This is a genomic window from Kitasatospora phosalacinea, assembly GCF_030268885.1.
In the GTDB taxonomy this organism is placed as follows: domain Bacteria; phylum Actinomycetota; class Actinomycetes; order Streptomycetales; family Streptomycetaceae; genus Kitasatospora; species Kitasatospora phosalacinea_C.
On record NZ_BSSA01000004.1, the window covers coordinates 211,067 to 233,347 of the forward strand.

16 protein-coding genes and 1 pseudogene are annotated in these 22,281 nt (G+C 72.7%); 8 read left to right on the forward strand and 9 right to left on the reverse strand.

Going from position 1 to position 22,281, the window contains the following annotated elements; all coding sequences use genetic code 11:
- Window positions 1-2: 2 nt before the first annotated feature.
- The 3 genes from uvrC to uvrA all read right to left on the reverse strand — a co-directional run bounded on the left by uvrC (window position 3) and on the right by uvrA (window position 5,554).
- Window positions 3-1,994 carry an excinuclease ABC subunit UvrC gene (uvrC, locus tag QSK52_RS08835; protein ID WP_285735362.1) on the reverse strand — a complete coding sequence of 664 codons (1,992 nt, stop codon included), beginning with the start codon at window positions 1,992-1,994 and terminating at the stop codon, window positions 3-5.
- A gap of 148 nt (window positions 1,995-2,142) precedes the next feature.
- Entirely contained in the window at window positions 2,143-2,577 is a 435-nt protein-coding gene (locus tag QSK52_RS08840) for a Rieske (2Fe-2S) protein (RefSeq protein ID WP_285735363.1), read from the reverse strand.
- Between the two features lie 100 nt (window positions 2,578-2,677).
- Window positions 2,678-5,554, reverse strand: a complete 2,877-nt coding sequence (uvrA, locus tag QSK52_RS08845) for an excinuclease ABC subunit UvrA (protein WP_285735364.1) — start codon at window positions 5,552-5,554, stop codon at window positions 2,678-2,680.
- 277 nt (window positions 5,555-5,831) lie between these two features.
- On the opposite strand from uvrA, the gene QSK52_RS08850 reads away from it, so the two are divergent.
- Window positions 5,832-6,608, forward strand: a complete 777-nt coding sequence (locus QSK52_RS08850; RefSeq protein ID WP_285735365.1) for a maleylpyruvate isomerase family mycothiol-dependent enzyme — start codon at window positions 5,832-5,834, stop codon at window positions 6,606-6,608.
- Window positions 6,609-6,656: 48 nt separating this feature from the next.
- Complete coding sequence (locus QSK52_RS08855) at window positions 6,657-7,310, forward strand: MBL fold metallo-hydrolase (protein ID WP_285735366.1); 654 nt, start codon at window positions 6,657-6,659, stop codon at window positions 7,308-7,310.
- Between the two features lie 44 nt (window positions 7,311-7,354).
- Here the strand turns inward: QSK52_RS08855 and QSK52_RS08860 are convergent, their stop codons facing one another.
- From QSK52_RS08860 to zapE, 4 genes are all read right to left on the reverse strand, one after another.
- Window positions 7,355-8,338, reverse strand: a complete 984-nt coding sequence (locus tag QSK52_RS08860) for a TerC family protein (RefSeq protein WP_285735367.1) — start codon at window positions 8,336-8,338, stop codon at window positions 7,355-7,357.
- Between the two features lie 227 nt (window positions 8,339-8,565).
- Window positions 8,566-9,150: a TerD family protein gene (locus QSK52_RS08865; protein ID WP_285735368.1), complete on the reverse strand. Its 585-nt coding sequence runs from the start codon at window positions 9,148-9,150 to the stop codon at window positions 8,566-8,568.
- A gap of 213 nt (window positions 9,151-9,363) precedes the next feature.
- On the reverse strand, window positions 9,364-11,454 hold the full coding sequence (uvrB, locus tag QSK52_RS08870; RefSeq protein WP_285735369.1) for an excinuclease ABC subunit UvrB: 2,091 nt from the start codon (window positions 11,452-11,454) through the stop codon (window positions 9,364-9,366).
- 38 nt (window positions 11,455-11,492) lie between these two features.
- Window positions 11,493-12,449, reverse strand: a complete 957-nt coding sequence (gene zapE, locus QSK52_RS08875; RefSeq protein WP_435053202.1) for a cell division protein ZapE — start codon at window positions 12,447-12,449, stop codon at window positions 11,493-11,495.
- A 249-nt stretch (window positions 12,450-12,698) separates the two neighbouring features.
- Here zapE and QSK52_RS08880 point away from each other — a divergent pair, with 249 nt between their 5' ends.
- The 4 genes from QSK52_RS08880 to msrB all read left to right on the forward strand — a co-directional run bounded on the left by QSK52_RS08880 (window position 12,699) and on the right by msrB (window position 16,013).
- Window positions 12,699-13,475 (forward strand): pyrimidine reductase family protein, encoded by a 777-nt coding sequence (locus QSK52_RS08880; protein WP_285735371.1) that lies wholly within the window; start codon window positions 12,699-12,701, stop codon window positions 13,473-13,475.
- A gap of 133 nt (window positions 13,476-13,608) precedes the next feature.
- The gene (locus QSK52_RS08885; protein ID WP_285735372.1) at window positions 13,609-14,073 is read left to right on the forward strand and encodes an indole-3-glycerol phosphate synthase; all 465 of its coding nucleotides are present in this window, start codon (window positions 13,609-13,611) and stop codon (window positions 14,071-14,073) included.
- A 92-nt stretch (window positions 14,074-14,165) separates the two neighbouring features.
- Window positions 14,166-15,572 (forward strand): UDP-N-acetylmuramate--L-alanine ligase, encoded by a 1,407-nt coding sequence (murC, locus tag QSK52_RS08890; RefSeq protein WP_285735373.1) that lies wholly within the window; start codon window positions 14,166-14,168, stop codon window positions 15,570-15,572.
- Between the two features lie 36 nt (window positions 15,573-15,608).
- Window positions 15,609-16,013 carry a peptide-methionine (R)-S-oxide reductase MsrB gene (gene msrB / locus QSK52_RS08895; RefSeq protein ID WP_285735374.1) on the forward strand — a complete coding sequence of 135 codons (405 nt, stop codon included), beginning with the start codon at window positions 15,609-15,611 and terminating at the stop codon, window positions 16,011-16,013.
- 72 nt (window positions 16,014-16,085) lie between these two features.
- Here msrB and QSK52_RS08900 read toward each other — a convergent pair whose 3' ends face one another.
- On the reverse strand, window positions 16,086-16,895 hold the full coding sequence (locus tag QSK52_RS08900; protein WP_285735375.1) for an alpha/beta fold hydrolase: 810 nt from the start codon (window positions 16,893-16,895) through the stop codon (window positions 16,086-16,088).
- A gap of 164 nt (window positions 16,896-17,059) precedes the next feature.
- Between QSK52_RS08900 and QSK52_RS08905 the strand changes: the two genes are divergently transcribed.
- Window positions 17,060-19,213 (forward strand): restriction endonuclease, encoded by a 2,154-nt coding sequence (locus QSK52_RS08905; protein WP_285735376.1) that lies wholly within the window; start codon window positions 17,060-17,062, stop codon window positions 19,211-19,213.
- 521 nt (window positions 19,214-19,734) lie between these two features.
- On the opposite strand, the gene QSK52_RS08910 is transcribed toward QSK52_RS08905, so the two are convergent.
- Window positions 19,735-20,655: a GNAT family N-acetyltransferase gene (locus QSK52_RS08910; protein WP_285735377.1), complete on the reverse strand. Its 921-nt coding sequence runs from the start codon at window positions 20,653-20,655 to the stop codon at window positions 19,735-19,737.
- A 199-nt stretch (window positions 20,656-20,854) separates the two neighbouring features.
- Between QSK52_RS08910 and QSK52_RS08915 the strand changes: the two are divergent.
- Window positions 20,855-22,124: pseudogene (locus QSK52_RS08915) on the forward strand (DUF692 domain-containing protein).
- Window positions 22,125-22,281: the final 157 nt, after the last annotated feature.

The window sequence follows — 22,281 nt, forward strand, 5'->3', positions numbered from 1 at the left end:
TGTCACGTCTCTTCCCCGCTTCTCGGTACTGCTGTGGCCGTGCTGTCTTCGATGATCTCGCCCGTCGCGGTGTTGACCGCGAATGCGGCAGGTGTACGGGAGGCCAAGGCTGCCGCAACAGTCTCGGCGGTGCGGCGCCCGATCCCGGGGACCTCGCACAGTTCGTCGACGGTCGCCGCGCGCAGCTTCTTCAGCGAACCGAAGTGCTTGAGCAGGGCCCGGCGGCGAGTCTCGCCCAGCCCGGGGACGGAGTCCAGTTCCCCCGCCGTGAGCCGTTTGGCGCGCTTGGCCCGCTGGTAGGTGATGGCGAAGCGGTGCGCCTCGTCGCGCACCCGCTGCAGCAGGTAGAGGCCCTCGCTGGAGCGCGGCAGCACCACCGGGTCGTCCTGGCCGGGCAGCCACACCTCCTCCAGCCGCTTGGCCAGCCCGCACACCGCGACGTCGTCGATGCCCAGCTCGCCCAGCGCCCGCACGGCGGCGGCGACCTGCGGCTGCCCGCCGTCGACCACCAGCAGCTGCGGCGGGTAGGCGAAGCGCTTGGGGCGGCCGTTCTCGTCGGTCAGCGCCTCGTCCTCCTCCGGCACCGCCCACTCGCCGGTCTGCTCGCGCTCCTGGAGGTAGCGGCGGAAGCGGCGGGTGATCACCTCGTGCATCGAGCGGACGTCGTCCTGGCCCTCGAACGACCTGATCTGGAAGCGGCGGTACTCGCTCTTGCGGGCCAGGCCGTCCTCGAAGACCACCATGGAGGCCACCACGTCCTCGCCCTGGAGGTGCGAGATGTCGAAGCACTCGATGCGCAGCGGGACGGAGTCCAGCTCCAGGGCGTCGGCGATCTCCTGCAGGGCGCGGCTGCGGGTGGTCAGGTCGGAGGCGCGCTTGGTCTTGTGCAGCGCCAGTGCCTGCTGGGCGTTGCGCTGCACCGTCTCCATCAGGTCCTTCTTGTCGCCGCGCTGCGGGACGCGCAGGTCGACCTGGGCGCCGCGCAGGGCGGTCAGCCACTCGTGCACAGCCTCGTCGGGCAGCGCGGGGACGAGCACCTCGCGCGGGACCTGCTCGCTGCCCTCGCCGTACAGCTGCTGCAGGGCGTGCTCGACCAGGCCCGCGGTGTCCACGTCCTCGACCTTGTCGGTGACCCAGCCACGCTGGCCGCGGACCCGGCCGCCGCGGACGTGGAAGATCTGCACGGCGGCCTCGAGCTCGTCCTCGGCCAGGGCCAGCAGGTCGGCGTCGGTGCCGTCGCCGAGGACGACCGCGTTCTTCTCCATCGCGCGCTGCAGGGCGCCGAGGTCGTCGCGCAGCCGGGCGGCCTTCTCGTACTCCATCTCGGCGGCGGCCTGCTGCATCTCCTGCTCGACGCGGCGCAGGTGGCCGCCCGTCCGCCCGGCCATGAAGTCGCAGAACTCCTCGGCGAGTTCGCGGTGCTCGGCGGCCGTCACCCGGCCCACGCAGGGGGCCGCGCACTTGCCGATGTAGCCGAGCAGGCAGGGGCGGCCGACCTGCTGGGCGCGCTTGAACACGCCGTTGGAGCACGTCCGCACCGGGAAGACCCGCAGCAGCAGGTCGACCGTCTCGCGGATCGCCCAGGCGTGCCCGTACGGGCCGAAGTAGCGCACGCCCTTCTTGTGCGCCCCGCGCATCACCTGGACGCGGGGGAACTCCTCGTTGAGGGTGACCGCCAGCTCCGGGTAGCTCTTGTCGTCCCGGTACTTGACGTTGAACCGCGGGTCGAACTCCTTGATCCAGGAGTACTCCAGCTGCAGCGCCTCGACCTCGGTGGAGACCACCGTCCACTCCACCGAGGCCGCGGTGGTCACCATCGTCGCGGTGCGCGGGTGCAGGTTCGCCACGTCCTGGAAGTACGAGGAGAGCCGCTGGCGCAGGCTCTTCGCCTTGCCCACGTAGATGACCCGGCCGTGCGCGTCGCGGAACTTGTACACCCCGGGCGAGGTCGGGATCGCCCCCGGCGCCGGTCGGTAGGTGGACGGGTCTGCCATGCCCCTACCGTACCGACTGCCGGTGACAGCACGGCGCGGCGCCGTCGGCGGCGAACCGGCGGTGCCGTTCCGGGCGGCCGCCGGGGCGTGCGCGCAGCAGCCCTGCGCGCCGGCCCGGCCGCGGGGGACGGTGACGGCTCGCGGCCCGTCAGCCCTTGGTGACCTGCAGGTTCCCGTTCTGCACCGCGACCTGGTAGGCGGGCAGCGGCTTCGGCGCCGGACCGTCCTGGACGGCGCCGTCGGAGATCCCGAACCGGCTGCCGTGGCACAGGCACTGGATCTGCTCCTTGACCACCCCGTTGACCAGGCAGCCGGCGTGCGTGCACTTCGCGCTGAACGCCTTGTACTCCCCGACGGCGGGCTGCGTCACGACGACGGCCTGCTCGCGGTAGACCTTCCCGCCCCCGACCGGCACGTCCGCGGCCGGGCCGAGGTCGACCGGTCCGGAGGACTTCGGCTCCTCCGTGCCGCCGCTCCCGCCGGAGGACGACGACGAGGAGGAGCAACCGGCGACCGTGGCCCCCGCGAACGCGACGGCCGCGCAGCACAGGACGGTACGGCGGGAGGCGGTGGGCTCGGTCATCGGGGCTCCTCGGTGCGGGATTTGGCGCCAGAAACCTAGCACGCGCGGACGGGCCCGCCCGGGGGGCGCGTGCTCCCCGGGCGGACCCGTCCGCGTGCGGCTACTTCTTCCTGCGCTTCGCGGGCGCCGCGTCCGAGACGCCCGGCAGGATGTCGCGCAGGAACTTGCCGGTGTGGCTGGCGGTGCAGGCCGCGACCTCCTCCGGGGTGCCCTCGACGACCACGCTGCCGCCGCCGGAGCCGCCCTCGGGGCCCATGTCGACCAGCCAGTCGGCGGTCTTGATGACGTCCAGGTTGTGCTCGATGACGATGACGGTGTTGCCCTTGTCGACCAGGCCCTCCAGGACCTTGATCAGCTTGCTGATGTCCTCGAAGTGCAGGCCGGTGGTGGGCTCGTCCAGGACGTAGACCGTCCGCCCGGTGGAACGCTTCTGGAGCTCGGCGGAGAGCTTGACGCGCTGGGCCTCGCCGCCGGAGAGGGTGGTGGCGGGCTGGCCGAGCCGGACGTAGCCGAGGCCGACCTCCTTGAGCGTCCTGAGGTGGCGGGCGATCGCGGGGACGGCCTCGAAGAAGTCGAGCGCCTCCTCGATCGGCATGTTCAGCACCTCGGCGATGGACTTGCCCTTGTAGTGGACCTCCAGCGTCTCCCGGTTGTAGCGGTCGCCGTGGCAGACCTCGCAGGGGACGTAGACGTCCGGCAGGAAGTTCATCTCGATCTTGATGGTGCCGTCGCCGGAGCAGTTCTCGCAGCGGCCGCCCTTGACGTTGAACGAGAACCGGCCGGGCAGGTAGCCGCGGACCTTGGCCTCCTGGGTCTCCGCGAACAGCTTGCGCACGTGGTCGAAGACGCCGGTGTAGGTGGCCGGGTTGGAGCGCGGGGTGCGGCCGATCGGCGACTGGTCGACGTGCACCACCTTGTCGACCTGGTCGGTGCCGGTGATCCGGGTGTGCCGCCCGGGGACGCTGCGGGCGCCGTTCAGCTCGCGGGCCAGGTGCGCGTACAGGATGTCGTTGACCAGCGTGGACTTGCCGGAGCCGGAGACGCCCGTGACGGCGGTGAAGGTGCCGAGCGGGAAGGCGACCGTGACGTCCTTGAGGTTGTGCTCGCGGGCGCCGTGCACCACCAGCTGGCGCTTCTTGTCGCGCGGGCGGCGGGCGGCCGGGATCGGGATGGCGCGCCTGCCGGAGAGGTACTGGCCGGTCAGCGACTCCTCGTTGGCCAGCAGCTCGTCCAGCGAGCCGGAGTGCACCACCTTGCCGCCGTGCTCGCCCGCGCCAGGGCCGATGTCGACGATCCAGTCGGCGGTCTTGATGGTGTCCTCGTCGTGCTCGACGACGATCAGGGTGTTGCCGATGTCGCGCAGCCGGACAAGCGTCTCGATCAGGCGGTGGTTGTCGCGCTGGTGCAGGCCGATGGACGGCTCGTCCAGCACGTACAGCACGCCGACCAGGCCGGAGCCGATCTGGGTGGCGAGCCGGATGCGCTGGGCCTCGCCGCCGGAGAGCGTCCCCGCGGCGCGGTTGAGCGAGAGGTAGTCGAGGCCGACGTCGACCAGGAAGCGCAGCCGCTCCAGCACCTCCTTCAGCACCCGCTCGGCGATCTGCTTGTCCCGGCGGTCCAGCCGCAGCGCACCGAGGAAGTCCGCGCAGTCGCTGATCGACATCGCGGAGACCTCGGCGATCGAGCGGTCCATCACCGTCACGGCGAGGACCACCGGCTTGAGCCGGGTGCCCTTGCAGGTCGGGCAGGGCACCTCGCGCATGTAGCCCTCGAAGCGCTCGCGGCCCGCGTCGCTCTCCGACTCGGAGTGCCGGCGCGTCACGAACGGGACGGCGCCCTCGAAGGCCGTGGTGTACGAGCGCTCGCGGCCGTAGCGGTTGCGATAGCGGACCTCGACCTGGGTCTTGTGCCCGTACAGCAGCGCCTTCCTGGCCCGCACCGGCAGCCCGGCCCACGGGATGTCGGTGCGGAAGCCCAGCTCGGCGGCCAGCGCGTTGACCAGCCGCTGGAAGTACTCCTTGGTGGCGCCCTGCGACCAGGGGTGGATGGCGCCCTCGTCGAGCGACTTCTCCTCGTCGGGGACGAGCAGCTCCGGGTCGACCTCCATCCGGTTGCCCAGGCCCGAGCAGTCCGGGCAGGCGCCGAACGGGGAGTTGAAGGAGAAGGAGCGCGGCTCCAGCTCCTCGAAGGAGACGTCGTCGTACGGGCAGTAGAGGTGCTCCGAGAACATCTTCTCGCGCTCGGGGTCGTCCTCCGGCAGGTCGACGAAGTCGAGCACCACCATGCCGCCGGCCAGCTTGAGGGCGGTCTCCACCGAGTCGGTGAGCCGGCGCTTGGCGCTCGACTTCACGGTGAGGCGGTCGACGACCACCTCGATCGTGTGCTTCTCCTGCTTCTTGAGCGTCGGCGGCTCGGTCAGCTGGACGGTCTGCCCGTCCACCCGGGCCCGGGCGTAGCCCTTGGACTGCAGGTCGGCGAAGAGGTCGACGAACTCGCCCTTGCGCTCCCGGACGACCGGGCTGAGCACCTGGAAGCGGGTGCCCTCGGGCAGCTCCAGCACCTTGTCGACGACGGCCTGCGGCGACTGCCGGGCGATCGGACGGCCGCAGTGCGGGCAGTGCGGCTTGCCGATCCGGGCGAACAGCAGGCGCAGGTAGTCGTACACCTCGGTGATGGTGCCGACGGTGGAGCGGGGGTTGCGGCTGGTGGACTTCTGGTCGATCGAGACGGCCGGGGAGAGGCCCTCGATGAAGTCGACGTCCGGCTTGTCCATCTGGCCGAGGAACTGCCGGGCGTACGAGGACAGCGACTCGACGTAGCGCCGCTGGCCCTCGGCGAAGATCGTGTCGAAGGCGAGGGAGGACTTGCCGGACCCGGAGAGGCCCGTGAAGACGATGAGGGAGTCCCGGGGCAGGTCGAGCGAGACGTTCTTGAGGTTGTGCTCGCGTGCACCACGGACGACGAGGCGGTCTGCCACTGCTACTGGCGCCTTTCTCCGGGTCGAAGGGGAGGAGGGGTGTGCTTCTTCGTGCTTCTTCCAGGATGCGCCCGCCAGCGTACTAGCTCATTCGTTCGAATCTGAGCCTGTCCAGCGGGGACCACCCGGACGGGTGAACGGCACCCTCGCTCGACGGTAGCGTCAACGACTGACAACCGGCCCGGGCAACGCCCGGACCGCCCCCGCACCGCCGCGAACCGCACCACGGACCGCACCGCGCACCGCACCACTCGACCGTCGAAAGGCACCGTCCCCGATGAGCGACCCCACCACCGACCCCGCCGCTGCCGCCGCTGCCGCCGCCGCCGAGCAGCTGCGGGCCACCGCGGAGAGCACCGAGCTGCTGCTGCACACCCTCGCCGAGCTGGACCCGGCCGAGCTGTCCGGCCCGTCCGGCCTGCCCGGCTGGAGCCGCGGGCACGTGCTCGCGCACGTCGCCCGCAACGCGGACTCCCTGGTCAACCTGCTGACCGGGGCCCGCACCGGCCGGGCGATCCCGCAGTACCCCACCCCGGAGAGCCGGGAGGCCGGCATCGCGGCCGGGGCCGGGCGCCCGCTGGCCGAGCAGGTCGCCGACGTCCGGGAGAGCCAGCAGCGCTTCCTGGACGCCGCCGCGCTGCTCGCCCCCGAGCACTGGACCGTCGAGATCACCCACCGCACCGGCTACGTCTTCCCCGCCTGGCAGATCCCGGCGAGGCGGCTGGCCGAGCTGGAGTACCACCACGTCGACCTGAACGCCGGGTACACGCCCGCGCACTGGCCGGAGCCGTTCGCGATCGCCGAGTTCCGGCGGCTGGGCGAGCACTTCGGCGGCGCGAAGGGGCTGCCCGGCGTGCTGCTGGTCGCCGAGGACGCCGGGCTGGAGGCCCGGATCGGCGGCGAGGGGGCCGACCTGACCGCGGAGGGCCCGGTGCGGGCGCTCACCGGCTGGCTGTCCGGCCGTTCGAACGGGGACGGCCTGCAGGTCCGCCGCGGCGACGAGGGCCTCGTCGACCCCCGTTCCGCACTGCCCGAGCTCCCCCCGATGGGATGATGGTGGCCGGTTGACGCGAGAGCCCGACAGCGAGCGAGGAGCGGCCTGATGACGTACCACGGAGCGGTGAAGGTCGGCGGGGCCCCGGACGTCCGGGAGCTGGCCCACCTGATCGTCACCAAGGTGGCGGTCGGCCCGCACGACAACAACGCCTACCTGCTGCGCTGCCGGGCCACCGACGAGCAGCTGCTGATCGACGCGGCGGCCGACGCGCCGGTGCTGCTGGAGACCGTCGGCCCCCGGCTGGCCGCGGTGGTCACCACCCACCGGCACCGCGACCACTGGGGCGCGCTGGCCGAGGTGGTGGCCGCCACCGGCGCCCGCACCATGGCCGGGCGGATCGACGCGGAGGGCATCGACGTGCCCACCGACCTGGCCCTGGAGGACGGTTCGGTGCTGCGCTTCGGGCAGGTCGAACTGACGGTGCGCCACCTGGTGGGCCACACCCCCGGCGCGATCGTGCTGCTCTACGACGACCCGCAGGGCCACCCGCACCTGTTCACCGGCGACTGCCTGTTCCCGGGCGGGATCGGCAACACCTGGGGCGACCCGGCCGCGTTCGACTCGCTGTTCCGGGACGTCAACGAGAAGGTCTTCGACGTGCTCCCGGACGAGACCTGGGTCTACCCCGGCCACGGCAACGACACCACCCTGGGCGCCGAGCGCCCGCACCTGGCGGAGTGGCGCGAGCGCGGCTGGTGACGCGCGGGACGGGGGCCCGGCGGGGCCCCCGTCCGCGCCCCGGCTCAGGCGTCGACCTTCTCCGGCTCGGCGGCCGCCGCGGCCTCCTGCTTCTTCGCGGCGACCAGGCTGGTGACCGTGGTGACCGCCAGCACCACCACGATGAAGCCCAGCGAGAGGGGGATGCCGATCTCCGGCACGTGCACGCCGCTCTCGTGCAGCGCGTGCAGGACCAGCTTGACGCCGATGAAGCCGAGGATCACCGACAGCCCGTAGGACAGGTGGACCAGCTTCTTCAGCAGCCCGCCGATCAGGAAGTACAGCTGGCGCAGGCCCATCAGCGCGAAGGCGTTGGCGGTGAAGACGATGTACGGGTCCTGGGTGAGGCCGAAGATGGCCGGGATGGAGTCCAGGGCGAACAGCACGTCGGTGGTGCCGATCGCCAGCATCACGATCAGCATCGGCGTCATCAGCCGACGTCCGCCCTCCCGGACGAACAGCTTGGTGCCGTGGTACCGGTCGGTGGACGGGAAGCGCTTCTCGACCGACTTGAGCAGGCGGTTCTCCTCGAACTCCTCCTCTTCCTCCTCGGCCCCGGCCTCCTTGATCAGCTTCCAGGCCGTCCAGACCAGGAAGGCGCCGAAGCCGTAGAAGACCCAGGAGAACTGGGAGACCAGCGCCGCGCCGCCCGCGATGAAGACCGCCCGCAGCACCAGGGCGATGATCACGCCGAACATCAGCACCCGCTGCTGGTAGATCCGCGGCACCGCGAACTTGCCCATGATCAGGATGAACACGAACAGGTTGTCGACGCTGAGCGACTTCTCGGTGATGTAGCCCGCGAAGAACTCACCGGCGGGCTTCCCGCCGCCGTGCCACCAGAGGAAGCCGCCGAACAGCACGGCCAGGGCCACCCAGACCGCCGTCCAGATGCCGGCCTCCTTGACGGAGACCTCGTGCGGCTTGCGGCCGCCGATGAAGAAGTCGGCCACCACCAGGGCGACCAGCACCGCGATGGTGCCGCCCCACAGGCCTGCGGATACGTCCATGTCTGCTCCTCCGGCAGATAGGCGAACAATCGTCACTGCCGGAGGTCTCTTCCGCCGCGCGGCCCGCCCGCTGCGGGCGCCGCACGGCCAGCGCCCCGGGGCGCCGCGATGGGCGCCCGTGATGACGGGGTCGCTGAACGGGGAATACTCCCCTCCGCTCCCAGAAGGTTAACAGGGAGACCAAGGGAAGGTAAAGAAGGTAAAGAAGTCCCTGGACGGGACGGCCGTCAGAGGAAGGGCTCGATGAAGGGCAGCATGTCCCGGAAGGTGCGGCCGCTGGCGGGGGCGCCGATCGCGGTCATCTTCCAGCCGCCCTCGCCGTCCCGCTCGACCTTGGCCATGATCTGCCCGGTGTGCGGGCCGCCGCCGGTCAGCTCGTAGCGGGCCAGCTCCCGGCCGGTGGTCTCGTCGACCAGCCGGCAGTGCGCGTTCTGCACCTCCAGGAAGTTCTGGCCGGTGTACGAGCTGACGGTGAAGACGATCTGGGTGACCCGGCGCGGCACCTTGGTCAGGTCGACCATGATGCTCTCGTCGTCGGCGCCCGCGCCCGCGCCGCCGACCAGGTTGTCGCCGTTGTGCTGCACCGAGCCGTCGTTGCTGACCAGGTGCGAGAAGAACACCACGTCGCTCATCACCTTGCCGTCGTACAGCAGGGCGGACGCGTCGAGGTCGATCTCCTTGGGGCGGCGACTGAAGAAGCCGCGCTTGCCGGGGGCGGACTTCCAACCGAGGCCCATCCGCACCACGGTCAGCGTCTCGCCGGTGGACTTCAACAGGCTCACGCTCTGGCCCTTGGCCAGGTTCACGGACACGCTGCCGACCTCTGCTTCCTCCGGGCCCCGCCCGGCGTCCTCGTCGCACATCCGACCGTGCCCGGAACGTACGAGCTCCGGGCAGACCGCGCCCCACCCTACGCCGCCGCCCTTCCGCCGCGGCCCGGGAGGAGCGGACTGTGGCCAAACTACGACACAACGACCCCCGCCGGACGGTGAATTACCACCGCCCGGCGGGGGACGAACGCCGGATCAGGCCATTCCCGCCTCCCGCATCTGGCGCAGCTCGCGCTTGAGCTCCTTGACCTCGTCGCGCAGCCGGGCCGCCACCTCGAACTGCAGCTCGGCCGCGGCGGTGTGCATCCGGTCGGTCATCTCCTGGATCAGCTCGGCGAGTTCGGCCGCGGGCAGCCCCTTGGCGGGCTTGCGGTCGATGCCCAGCGCCGGGACGGGCGCCTTCCCCCTGCCCTGCTGCCGGTAGCCGGTGGCGAGCAGTTCCTCGGTGTCGACGTCCTCCCCCGCCATGGTGGAGAGCAGGTCGCCGATCTTCTTCCGCAGCGGCTGCGGGTCGATCCCGTGCTCCTCGTTGTACGCCTGCTGGACGGCGCGGCGGCGGTTGGTCTCGCTGATCGCCAGCTCCATCGCCGGGGTGATCTTGTCGGCGTACATGTGCACCTGGCCGGAGACGTTGCGCGCGGCGCGGCCGATGGTCTGGATCAGTGAGGTGCCGGAGCGCAGGAAGCCCTCCTTGTCCGCGTCCAGGATCGCGACCAGCGAGACCTCGGGCAGGTCGAGGCCCTCGCGCAGCAGGTTGATGCCGACCAGCACGTCGTACTCGCCCGCCCGCAGCTCGCGCAGCAGCTCGATCCGGCGCAGCGTGTCGACGTCGCTGTGCAGGTAGCGGACCCGGATGTCGAGGCCGAGGAAGTAGTCGGTGAGGTCCTCGGCCATCTTCTTGGTCAGCGTGGTGACCAGGACCCGCTCGTCCTTCTCCACCCGCTGCCGGATCTCGTGCACCAGGTCGTCGATCTGGCCCTCGGTCGGCTTGACGATCACCTCGGGGTCGATCAGGCCGGTCGGGCGGATGATCTGCTCGACCTGGCCGTCGCCGCGGGCCAGTTCGTACTTGCCCGGGGTGGCCGACAGGTAGACGGTCTGGCCGATCCGCTCCTGGAACTCCTCCCACTTCAGCGGCCGGTTGTCCATCGCCGAGGGCAGCCGGAAGCCGTGCTCGACCAGCGTGCGCTTGCGCGAGGCGTCGCCCTCGTACATCGCGCCGATCTGCGGGACGGTGACGTGCGACTCGTCGATGACCAGGAGGAAGTCCTCCGGGAAGTAGTCGAGCAGGGTGTTCGGCGGGGAGCCGGGCTCGCGGCCGTCGAAGTGCATCGAGTAGTTCTCCACGCCCGAGCAGGTGCCGATCTGGCGGAGCATCTCGATGTCGTACGTGGTGCGCATCCGCAGCCGCTGGGCCTCCAGCAGCTTGCCCTGCTTCTCCATCCGGGCCAGGCTCTGCTCCAGCTCGGCCTCGATGCCGTTGATCGCCCGCTCCATCCGCTCCGGGCCCGCCACGTAGTGCGAGGCCGGGAAGACGTAGACCGAGTCGTCCTGGCTGATCACCTCGCCGGTCAGCGGGTGCAGCGTGTAGAGCGCCTCGATCTCGTCGCCGAACATCTCGATCCGGACGGCGAGCTCCTCGTACACCGGGAAGATCTCGATCGTGTCGCCCCGGACGCGGAAGGTGCCGCGGGTGAAGGCCAGGTCGTTGCGGGTGTACTGGATGTCGACGAAGCGGCGCAGCAGGGCGTCCCGGTCGACCTCCTCGCCGACCTTCAGGCGGACCATCCGGTCGACGTACTCCTGCGGGGTGCCGAGGCCGTAGATGCAGGAGACCGAGGCGACGACCACGACGTCCCGCCGGGTGAGCAGGCTGTTGGTGGCGGAGTGGCGCAGCCGCTCGACCTCCTCGTTGATCGAGGAGTCCTTCTCGATGTAGGTGTCCGTCTGCGGGACGTAGGCCTCGGGCTGGTAGTAGTCGTAGTACGAGACGAAGTACTCGACCGCGTTGTTCGGCAGCAGCTCGCGGAACTCGTTGGCCAGCTGGGCGGCCAGCGTCTTGTTCGGCGCCATCACCAGGGTGGGGCGCTGCAGCTTCTCGATCATCCAGGCCGTGGTGGCCGACTTGCCGGTGCCGGTCGCGCCGAGCAGGACGACGTCCTTCTCACCTGCGCGGATCCGACGCTCCAGCTCGGCGATGGCCGCCGGCTGGTCGCCGTTGGGCTGGTAGGGGCTGACGACCTCGAAGGGCGCCACGGACCGCTCGATACTCGTGATGGGACGCACGCCCTCCACCGTACGACCGGCCACCGACAGAGCGGGTGCTACTTGGCGGAGTCCCGGGCCAGCGCGACCAGCCGGGAGACCGCCCGCAGGTACTTCTTGCGGTAGCCGCCGCGCAGCATCTCCTCGGTGAACACCTGGTCGAACGGCACGCCGGAGGCGGTGACCGGCAGCTCCCGGTCGTACATCCGGTCGGCCAGCACCACCAGCCGCAGCGCGGTCGCCTGGTCGTCCACCTGCCGCACGCCGCGCAGGAACACCGCGCCGACCTCGTCCAGCAGCGCGCCGTACCGGCTGGGATGCACCTCCTTCAGGTGCTCCAGCAGGGCGTCGAAGTCGTCCAGCGAGGCGCCCGGGGTGCGGGCCGCGCGGGCGGTCACCTCGGCGTCGTCGTACGGCGGCGGGGCGGCGGGCAGGCCGCGGTGGCGGTAGTCCTGGCCGTCGATCCGCACCGGGCGGAAGTGCGCGGACAGGCCCTGGATCTCCCGCATGAAGTCCGCGGCGGCGAACCGGCCCTCCCCCAGCTTCTCCGGCAGCGTGTTCGAGGTCGCGCACAGCTTGACCCCGTTCTCCACCAGCCTGGCCAGCAGGGTCGACACCAGCACGGTGTCGCCCGGGTCGTCCAGCTCGAACTCGTCGATGCACAGCAGCCGGTGCGAGCTGAGCGTCTTCACCGCGCCCTGGAAGGTCAGCGCCCCCACCAGGTTGGTCAGCTCGACGAAGGTCCCGAACGCCTTCGGGCCCGGCACGGCGTGCCAGAGCGAGGCCAGCAGGTGGGTCTTGCCCACGCCGTAGCCGCCGTCCAGGTAGATCCCGGCCGGTCCGGCGGGCGCGGGCGCCGAGCGCCGGAACCAGCCCCGCCTGGGCGGCTCGGCGGCGCCGTTCAGCCCGGCGGCGAAGGACTCCAGGATCTGGACGGCCTCGTACTGGCTCGGCTGGGAGGAGTCCGGCAGGTAGCTGCCGAAGCTCACCCCGGCGAAGCGCGGCGGCGGCACCATCTCCGCCACCAGCCGCTCGGCCGGCACCACCGGACGCCGGTCGGTCAGGGCTATCGCGGTGCGAATATCGGACTCCGAGGCAGCAGACACGAAACAACAGGGTACTCGCGCCGCCGGGACGCGGAACCAGGGGACGCGATGCCGCGGACGCGGAGCCGGGCGTGCGGAGCCAGGCGCGCGGAGCCAGGCGCGCGGAAGCCGCGGACACGGAGCCGCGCCCTCCCGCTCGCACCCTGCGAGACTCGGGGCATGGAGCAACTGATCGGTGACACCCCCGGCACCCCCGGCGGCCTGGAGTGGTTGGCGCGGGCCTACGCGTACCCGGCGGAGGGGGCGTGGCTGCGGGCGAACATGGTGGCCTCGCTGGACGGGGCGGCCCGGCTGGACGGCCTCTCGGAGGGGCTGTCCAGCGAGGCGGACAAGCGGATCTTCGGGGTGCTGCGGGCGCTGTGCGACGTGGTGCTGGTGGGGGCCGAGACGGTGCGGGCCGAGGGGTACCGGCCGGCGCGGGCGCGGGCGGAGTTCGCGGCGGCGCGGGCGGCCGCGGGCCAGTCGCCCGCGCCGGTGATCGCGGTGGTGTCGCGGAGCCTGGAACTGGACCTCTCGGCGCCGCTGTTCACCGAGCCGCTGGTGCCGACCGTGGTCCTGACCACGGTCGACGCGCCGCGCGAGAAGCTCGCCCGGGTCGCCGCCGCAGCCGATGTGATCACCGCAGGAACGGGCTCGGTGGACCTCCCCCTGGCGGTGGCCGCGCTCACGGAGCGTGGTTGGCGCCGCCAGCTCACGGAGGGCGGTCCCCGCCTGCTCGGTCAGCTCGCGGCGGACGGTCTGCTGGACGAGTTGTGCCTGTCGGTGGCGCCCCTGGTGACGGGCGGTGATTCACCGAGGATCGTGAACGCGCCGCGAATCCCGGACGTCCGACCGATGCGGCTGGTGTCATTGATCGAGGAGAAAGGTTTCCTCTTCACCCGCTATCTGCGGCCGACCGATCCGGACCGCTCCCCGAGCGTCCCCGCCCGCACCTGAGCCGCATCCTGACCGATGTGGATCATGTGATCCGTGTGGCGCGTGTGCAGCGTGAGGAATCCTTCCTCCGGGCACTATGAAGGAGGGGAGCAGGGAGCCGGACCCGGGGGCCCGCACCAGCGAAGGGACTCACGTGTTCAAGACCGTACTGATGATCGAGAAGGCACTCTCCGACGCCGACGTGGAGCTGGTCACCACGCTCCACGGCGAGGAGAAGGTCTCCTTCGTCGTCCTGATGCAACCCCGCGGCAAGCAGGACGAGTTGCTGCGCGCCCTGGACGACGTGGCCCTCGGCCATCTGGACCAGGCGGTGCACGAGCACGACGACGGCGCGGAGGCCGCGCCCACCCTCGCGGGCGAATCCCTGGAGCACAGCCTGCGCCACCTGCAGCGGGCCGGGGCCGAGGCGGTCGGCGAGGTGGTCGAGGCGCACCCGCTGGTGCGGCTGCGCGAGGTGGTGGAGGAGAACCGCGCCGACGAGGTGCTGGTGCTGACCTCCCCGCACTTCGTCGAGGAGTTCTTCCACCGGGACTGGGCCTCCCGCGCCCGGCACGAGGTCGGCGTCCCGGTGCTCAAGCTGTTCGCCAGCGAAGCCTGACCGGTCTCCCGGTTAGGGCAGAATCGTCCCGGTGTCCCCGATCGCGCGGGCACCGGGACCCGTCCATCACCCACGCCCGTACGGAGCCAGCCTTGAACGACGCCGCCCACGACCTGCACGCCCCGCACTTCATCGGCATCGGCGGCGCCGGCATGTCCGGTCTGGCGAAGATCCTCGCGGTGCGCGGCGCGACCGTCTCGGGTTCCGACGCGAAGGAGTCGGAGACCGTCCGGGCGCTGCGCGAGCTGGGGGCGACGGTGTTCGTCGGGCACGCCGCGGAGCACCTCCCGGCCGGGACGAGCAGCGTGGTGGTCTCCAGCGCGATCCGGGCCGACAACCCGGAGCTGGTGGCGGCCCGCGAGCGCGGGGTGCCGGTGGTGCACCGGTCGGACGCGCTGGCGGCGCTGATGGGCGGGCGCCGGGCGCTGGCGGTGGCGGGGACGCACGGCAAGACCACGACCACCTCGATGCTCGCGGTCAGCCTGGGCGAGCTGGGCCTGGAGCCCTCGTACGCGATCGGCGGCGACCTGGACGCGCCGGGGTCGAACGCGCACCACGGGGCGGGCGAGATCTTCGTCGCGGAGGCGGACGAGAGCGACCGCAGCTTCCACAAGTACGCGCCCGAGGTGGCCATCGTGCTGAACGTGGAGCTGGACCACCACGCGAACTACGCGTCGATCGAGGAGATCTACGAGTCCTTCGAGACCTTCGTCGGCCGCATCCAGCCCGGCGGCACCCTGGTGGTCTCGGCCGACCACGAGGGCGCCCGCGAGCTGACCCGCCGGGTGGCGGGCCGGGACGGGCTGAACGTGGTGACGGTCGGCGCCGCCGAGGACGCGGACGTGCGGGTGCTGGAGGTGGCGGCGCGCGGCATGACCAGCGAGGTGACGGTCGAGCTGGGCGGCGAGCGGCTGGTGTTCACCGTCTCCGTGCCGGGTCGGCACTACGCGCACAACGCGGTCGCGGCGCTGGCCGCGGGCGTCGCGCTGGGCGTCCCGGCGGAGGGGCTGGCGAAGGCGCTGGGCGCGTACACCGGGGTGCGGCGGCGGCTGCAGCTCAAGGGCGAGGCGCGAGGCGTGCAGGTGATCGACTCGTACGCGCACCACCCGACCGAGATGGCGGCCGACCTGGAGGCGATCCGGGAGGCGGCGGGCGCGGGCCGGGTGCTGGTGGTCTTCCAGCCGCACCTGTTCTCGCGCACCCAGCAGCTGGCCGAGGAGATGGGGCGGGCGCTGGCGCTGGCCGACGCCTCGGTGGTGCTGGACATCTACCCGGCGCGCGAGGACCCGATCCCGGGCGTCACCGCCGAGCTGATCATCGACGCGGCCCGCCGGGCCGGTGCGGACGTCCGGGCCGAGCACGACTTCGCGGCCGCCCCGGCGCTGCTGGCCTCGCTGGCCGCCCCCGGTGACCTGGTGCTGACCATGGGCGCGGGCGACGTGACCAACCTGGGCCCGGAAATTCTGGCCGCCCTGGCGGACGTTGCACCTGCTGTCTGACGTCCCCGTTCCGAGCTGGAGAGCTGGAGAGTCGCCGTGAGCTACGAGGTCCAGAAGTCCGACGCCGAGTGGCGCGCCGAGCTGACCCCGGAGGAGTACCACGTGCTCCGCGAGGCCGGCACCGAGCGCCCGTTCGTCGGCGAGTACACCGACACCAAGACGGTCGGCGTCTACAGCTGCCGGGCGTGCGGTGCCGAGCTGTTCAGCAGCGAGACGAAGTTCGACTCGCACTGCGGCTGGCCGTCCTACTACGCGCCGCTGGCCGGTGACTCGGTGGAGTACCTGGAGGACACCAGCCTCGGCATGCGCCGGGTCGAGGTGCGCTGCAAGAAGTGCGGCAGCCACCTCGGGCACGTCTTCGAGGGCGAGGGGTACGACACCCCGACCGACCAGCGGTACTGCATCAACTCGATCTCGCTGAAGCTGAAGCCCGCCGAGTAGCGGCCGCCTCCCGCCCGCCCGAGGGCCCTCCCCGACTGCCGGGGAGGGCCCTCGGCGGCTTCGGGTGCGCGCTCAGGCCGGGAGCCAGGTGCGGAGGAAGTCCAGCAGCGCGGCGTTGAAGCGCTCGGGCTGTTCGGCGCCCGGGAGGTGCCCGGCGTCGGGGACGACGGTCAGCACGGCGTGCGGGACGAGGGCCCGGATCGCCTCGGCGTCGGTGACGGGGGTGTAGACGTCGTCCACGCCGACCAGGAGCAGGGTCGGGACGGTGACGGTGCGCAGGGTGTCCCGGTAGTCGGGGCGCTCGGCCCGGCCGCGGAGCGCGGCGGCGGCGCCGCGCGGGTCGGTGCCGCGCATCATGCCCAGGACGCGGGCCGCGGTCTCCGGGAGGGCGGTGACGTTGTAGGGGGCGAGCATCTTGTCGATCACCTCGTCCGCGTAGCCGCCCATGCCCTCGGCGAGCAGCCGGTCGGCGAGGCGGTTGCGGAAGGCCCGGCCCTCCTCCGTCTCGGCGGGGGCCGAGGTGTCGGACAGCACGAGCGCCAGCACGCGCTGCGGGTGGCGGAGGTGGAACTCCATGGCGATCTGGCCGCCCATCGAGACGCCGCCGACCACCGCGCGCCCGATGCCCAGGTGGTCGAGCAGGGCGGCGGCGTCGTCGGCGAAGTCGGCCAGCAGCACCTTGCCGGGCGTCACCTCGCTCCCGCCGTAGCCGCGCAGGTCGGGGGTGACCACCCGGTACCCGGCCGCGGCGAGCGCCCGGACCTGCGGGTCCCACAGCGTGCGGTCGAACGGGTGCCCGTGGAGCAGGACCACCGGCGTCCCGTCGGCGGGCCCGGCCTCGTCGTAGTGCAGCGTGGCGCCGTTCACCGTCGTGCGGCTCATCGCGGGCCTCCCCCGTCTCGCTCCCCCGTGCCGCGGTCGGCCGGGGTGTCCGGCCAGGGTACGGCGGCGGGTGCCGCGGGTACCGTCCGCGTGGAAGACTGATCGTCTTCCGAACGGACTTGGACGTGGGTGGGGCGGGCGTGGCGCGGCGGCGGTCTTCCGGGGTGTGGTCGGTACTGGCCGAGGCGCAGCGCGAGCAGCACCGGCGCGCCGAGGCGCAGCGCAGGGCGGCGGCCGCCGCGCAGCGCGAGAACGAGCGGGCGCAGCGGGAGGCGCAGCGGGCCGCGGCCCGGGGCGAGCGGGAGGCGCTGAAGGCGTACCAGCAGGGGCGGGAGTCGGACGCGGCCCGGCGGAGCGCCGAACTGGACGCGCGGGTCGCCGAGTTGCGCGGGGTGCTGGCGACCGGGCTGGCCGGGCCCGGGTTCTCGACGGCCGCGGGGGGCCGTCCGGCGGTGCCGCCGTTCGACCCCGGTCCGCTGGGCGTGCCGGTGCCGATGCCGGACCAGAACTGGTACCTGGTGCCGCCCCCGACGGGCCCGCAGGCGTACCACCCGGGGGCGCGGCGGCAGTGGGAGGAGCAGTCGGCGCAGGCCCGGGCCGCCTTCGAACGGGACTGGCAGGCGGCCTGGGCGGCCGAGCAGCAGCGGCAGTACCGGCTCGCCGAGTACCGCGCCCAGTACGAGGCGTGGGCGGCCGAGCGGCACCGGCTGCTGGCCGGGCAGGCGGCGCAGGCCGGGCGGTTGGCGGCGCGGCTGCGGGCGGGCGAGGCGGCGGCGGTCGCCGAGTACTTCGAGGCGGTCGTCGACTGGCGCGAGGACTGGCCGGACGGCTTCCCCGCCGACGGCGAGACCTCCTGGGACGCGTCGGCCCGGCGGCTGGTGGTGCGCTGGGAGCTGCCGCCGTACGAGGTGGTGCCGCCGGTGGGCCGGTACCGGTACGTCCGCTCCGAGGACCGCGAGGACGAGGTGGCCCGGCCGGTCGGCCAGCGCCGGGAGCTGTACCGCGAGGTGCTGGCGCAGTGCGCCCTGCGGGTGCTGGCGGAGGTGTTCCGGGCCGACGCCGACGGGCTGCTCGCCTCGGTGGGGCTGAACGGGGTGGTGGTCGCCACCGACCCGGCGACCGGACGGGAGGGCGAGCGCTGCCTGCTGGCCGTGGAGGTCGACCGGGAGGTCTTCGCGGGCCTGGCCCTGGACCGGGTCGCCCCGCTGGACTGCCTGGTCGACGCCCTCGGCGGGCGGATCGCGGCCCGGCCGGACAAGGGCGGGACGGTGGCCGAGGTGCCGACCTCCGCGGCCGGGGCCCCCTCCCCCGCTCCCGTCCCCTCCCCGGTGGTGGACGGCGAAGGACCCGACCTGTTCGAGATGGACCCGCTGGAGTTCGAGGAGCTGATCGCCGAACTGTTCCGCCGCCGGGGCCTGCGCACCAGCACCACCGCGCGCAGCGGCGACGAGGGCGTGGACGTGCTGGCCGAGGACCCGGACCCGATCACCGGCGGGAAGATCGTCATCCAGGCCAAGCGCTACCGGAAGACCGTCCCGCCGAGCGCCGTCCGCGACCTGGAGTCCACCATGCGGCGGCAGGGCGCCAACCGGGGCATCCTGGTCACCACGGCGGGCTTCGGACCGGGCTCCCGCAAGCACGCCGAGGGGCAGCCGCTCACCCTGGTCGACGGGCCGATGCTGCTCGCCCTGCTGCACGAACAGGGCCTGCCGGGGCGGCTCGGCCCGGCTCCGGCTCCGGCTCCGGCTATGGCCTCGGCTCCGGCTCCGGTTACGGCTGCGGCTGCGGCGATACCCGTGCAGCGGAGCGCCTCCGCCGTTGCCGTCGAACTGGCTCCGGGGCAGAACCTGGTGCTGCCGGGCGAGGAGGTGCGCGTCCGGTTCCGGTCGGGCGGCGCGGAGGCCGACCTGACGCTGCTGCTGCTCGACGCGGACGGCCGGGTCCGCCGTGACGAGGACTTCGTCTTCTACCACCAGCCGACCGCGGAGGACGGCGCCGTCACCCTGCGCCCGGACGACCGCAGCGCGACCGTGCGCACCGGCCGGCTCCCGGACGCGGTACGGCGGGTGGCGATCTCGGTCAACCTGGACGCGGACGGCGACGGCACCTGCGCGGACCTGGTCGACCCGGCGGTGGAACTGGTCTGCGGCGGCGGCCACTGGGTCTTCCGTCCGCCCGCTGACCCGGCGGTCTCCGCGATGCTGGTCGCCGAGGTCTACCGCCACCCGGCGGACGGCTGGAAACTCCGCGCAGTGGGCCAGGGCTGGTCCGACGGCCTGGCGGGCCTGGCCCGCGACCACGGCGTGGACGTCGCGTAACCGCGGAGAGCGCAGCCCACCCAGTGGCGCGGGGAACTGCTGCGCACACCCGGCAAAGCCAGGAACCCGGGACGACCTGCCGCGCACACCCGGCGAAGCCAGGGGCGCGGGGAGACCTGCCGCGCACACCCGGCGAAGCCAGAGGCGCGGGGAGACCTGCCGCGCACACCCGGCGAAGCCAGGAACCCGGGAAGACCCGCCACGCACACCCGGCGAAGCCAGGAACCCGGGACGACCTGCCGCGCACACCCGGCGAAGCCAGGGGCGCGGGGAACTGCGCGAGCAACCAGGCACCCGCCGCAAGATCGCGAGCGGACATCAACTCACCGCCCTCCCCGCGACCTTGCTGGCGTTCACCTGCCGCTGCGCGCAGTTCCCCGCGCCCCTGGATGCACCATCCCGCCGACGCGGCAGCCCTCCCCGCCCCTGGTTGCACCATCCCGCCGACGCAGCAACCCTCCCCACGCCCCTGGTTGCACCATCCCGCTCGCCAAGTCCCGCGCCCCTGCGCGGTTGCGCGGCTACGCGTCGAGCGCCCGGGTGTGCTTCCACTCCGCCGCGCACTCGCGGTAGCCGAGCCAGGCGTTGATCGCGAGCATCGGGGCGTTGCCCGCGTCGTTCTGGGTGTACGCGGCGGTGAGGCCGCGGGCCTTGGCGCGGTGCAGGGAGTGGGCCTTGGCGAGTTTGGCCAGGCCGCGGCCGCGGTGGGTGGAGCGGGTCGCGGTGAAGGCGGACCAGTAGGTGCGGTGGCCGTCGGTCTGGGCGGCGGAGAAGGCGACGGCCTCGCCGTCCACCAGGACGACCGCGGTGAGGGTGTGGTCCTGGTCGGGGCGCTGCCAGATCTCGGCGAGCCAGCCCTCGTACGGCTGGTCGTCGAGGACGAGGTCGCCCGGCTCGGCGCGGGCGCCGTCGATGTCGACCAGGTAGATCGGGTACGGGTCGTCCAGGAAGTCGGCGGCGGTGCGCAGTTCGACGCCGGGCGGGGTGGGCGGCAGCGGGGGCAGTGGGGCGGTGAGGTCGAGGCCGGAGAAGCGGCCGGCCCGGCCGCTGCGCCGGTAGCCGCGGGCGGCGGCGAAGGCGAGGGCCTCGGGGGTGTCGTCGACCCAGCTGTGCGCGTCCCGGACGCCGAGGGCGGTGAGGTCCCGTTCGGCGGCGGTGAGCAGCGCGGTGCCGATGCCCGCGCCGCGGTGCTCGGGGAGCACGCTGACGTTGAGGAAGCCCTGGTGGGGGGTGGTGCTCTCGGGCACCGGGCCGAACCGGGCGGTGCCGACGACCCGGCCGGCCCGCTCGGCGACCAGCAGGTGGTAGTGCGGCAACTCGGCCTGCCAGGCGACCACTTCGGGGGTGGTGACCAGGTGCGGGCGACCGGCCCGGTAGGCCGCGGCGGCCCCGGTGGCGTCAGCGGGTGCGAACGGGCGGATGCGGTACGGCGTCGAAGTCATAGGCATGTCACGTTAGCCAGTCGTTCGTCCGTGCGCTGCTGAATTTCCCCCCACCCGGGCGGGAGTTCGTTCAGCGAGGGTGAAACCTCAAGTTCAGCTCTGAGTTTCCGGTGTCCCGCTTGGCATCGGCGCGCCGCGGATACACCCTCGGCAACGGGGGATCCGGGTGACCGGAAAACCCCGCGAAAGGGGGTGGAATATGTCTTCGTCCGATATTCCGCGATTGGGCACCGGGCTGGGCTGGCGCCCGGAGATCGACACCGCGGTGGAGCGGATGCCCGGCCTGGACTGGGTGGAGGTGGTCGCCGAGAACGTCTGCGCCGACCATCTGCCGCCCTCGCTGGTCGAGCTGCGCGCCCGCGGCGTCAGGGTCGTCCCGCACGGCGTCTCGCTCGGCCTCGGGGACGCCACCGTCCCCGCCCCGGCCCGGCTGGCCCGGCTGGCCGCCGTCACCGAGGCGCTCGGGGCGCCGCTGGTCAGCGAGCACCTGGCGTTCGTCCGGGCGGGCGGCCTGGAGGCCGGACACCTGCTGCCGGTGCCGCGCACCCGGGAGGCGCTGCGGGTGGTGGTCGCCAACGTCCGGATCGCCCAGCAGGAGCTGCCCGTACCGCTGGCCCTGGAGAACATCGCCGCCCAACTCGCATGGCCTGGTGACGAGTTGACGGAGGCGCAGTTCCTCGCCGAACTGGTCGAACGCACCGGCGTCCGCCTGCTGGTGGACGTCGCCAACCTGCACACCAACCACGTCAACCTGGGCGTCGACCCGGCCGCCGAACTCGACCGGCTGCCGCTGGAGGCCCTCGCCTACGTGCACGTCGCGGGCGGCGTCGAGCGGGACGGCGTCTGGCACGACACCCACACCCACCCCGTCACCGCGCCCGTGCTGGACGTGCTGGCCGCGCTCTGCGCCCGCACCGACCCGCCCGGGGTGCTGCTGGAACGGGACGGCGCGTACCCGCCGCCCGCCGAACTGTCCGCCGAACTCGACGCCATCCGCCGCGTCCAGCACCTCCACCGCAGGGAGACCGCCCGTGTCTGAGCAGCACGAGTACCTGATCCGCGACCGTGCCGACGCCGAACTCGCCCTCGCTCGAGTCCAGTTGGCCCACCGACAGGAGCAACTGCTGGCCGCCCTGGTGGCGGGCGGTCCCGCCCCCGCGGGCTTCGACCCGGAGCAACTGCGCGGCCAGGCCGAGGGCCTGCTGGCCAAGCGCCGGGAGACCGTCGGCCACCTGCTGCCCGAGCTCCCCGACCTGCTCGGTCCCGACTTCGCCCCGCTGTTCGCCCGCTACGCCAGCGGCCGACCGCTCACCGGCGGCCACCGCGCCGACGCCCGGGCCTTCGCCGCATGGGCCCTCGACGCCGCCCCCGACGCCCCCTGGCACCCCGCACTGCGCCGCCTGCTGCACCCCACCGCCTCCCGCTGGAGCCGCCTGCTACCGCGCCGGACGGCGAAGGCGCACCCGTAACCGGCCCACCGCCCGCGGCCACACTTCGCTCAGCGCCGCACCGTCCCGCGCGGCCACACTTCGTCCCACGTCACACTGTGCCGCGCCGCCACACTTCGCTCCGCACCGAACCATCCCGCGCCGCCACACTTCGCTCCGCGCCGCACCGTCCCGCACC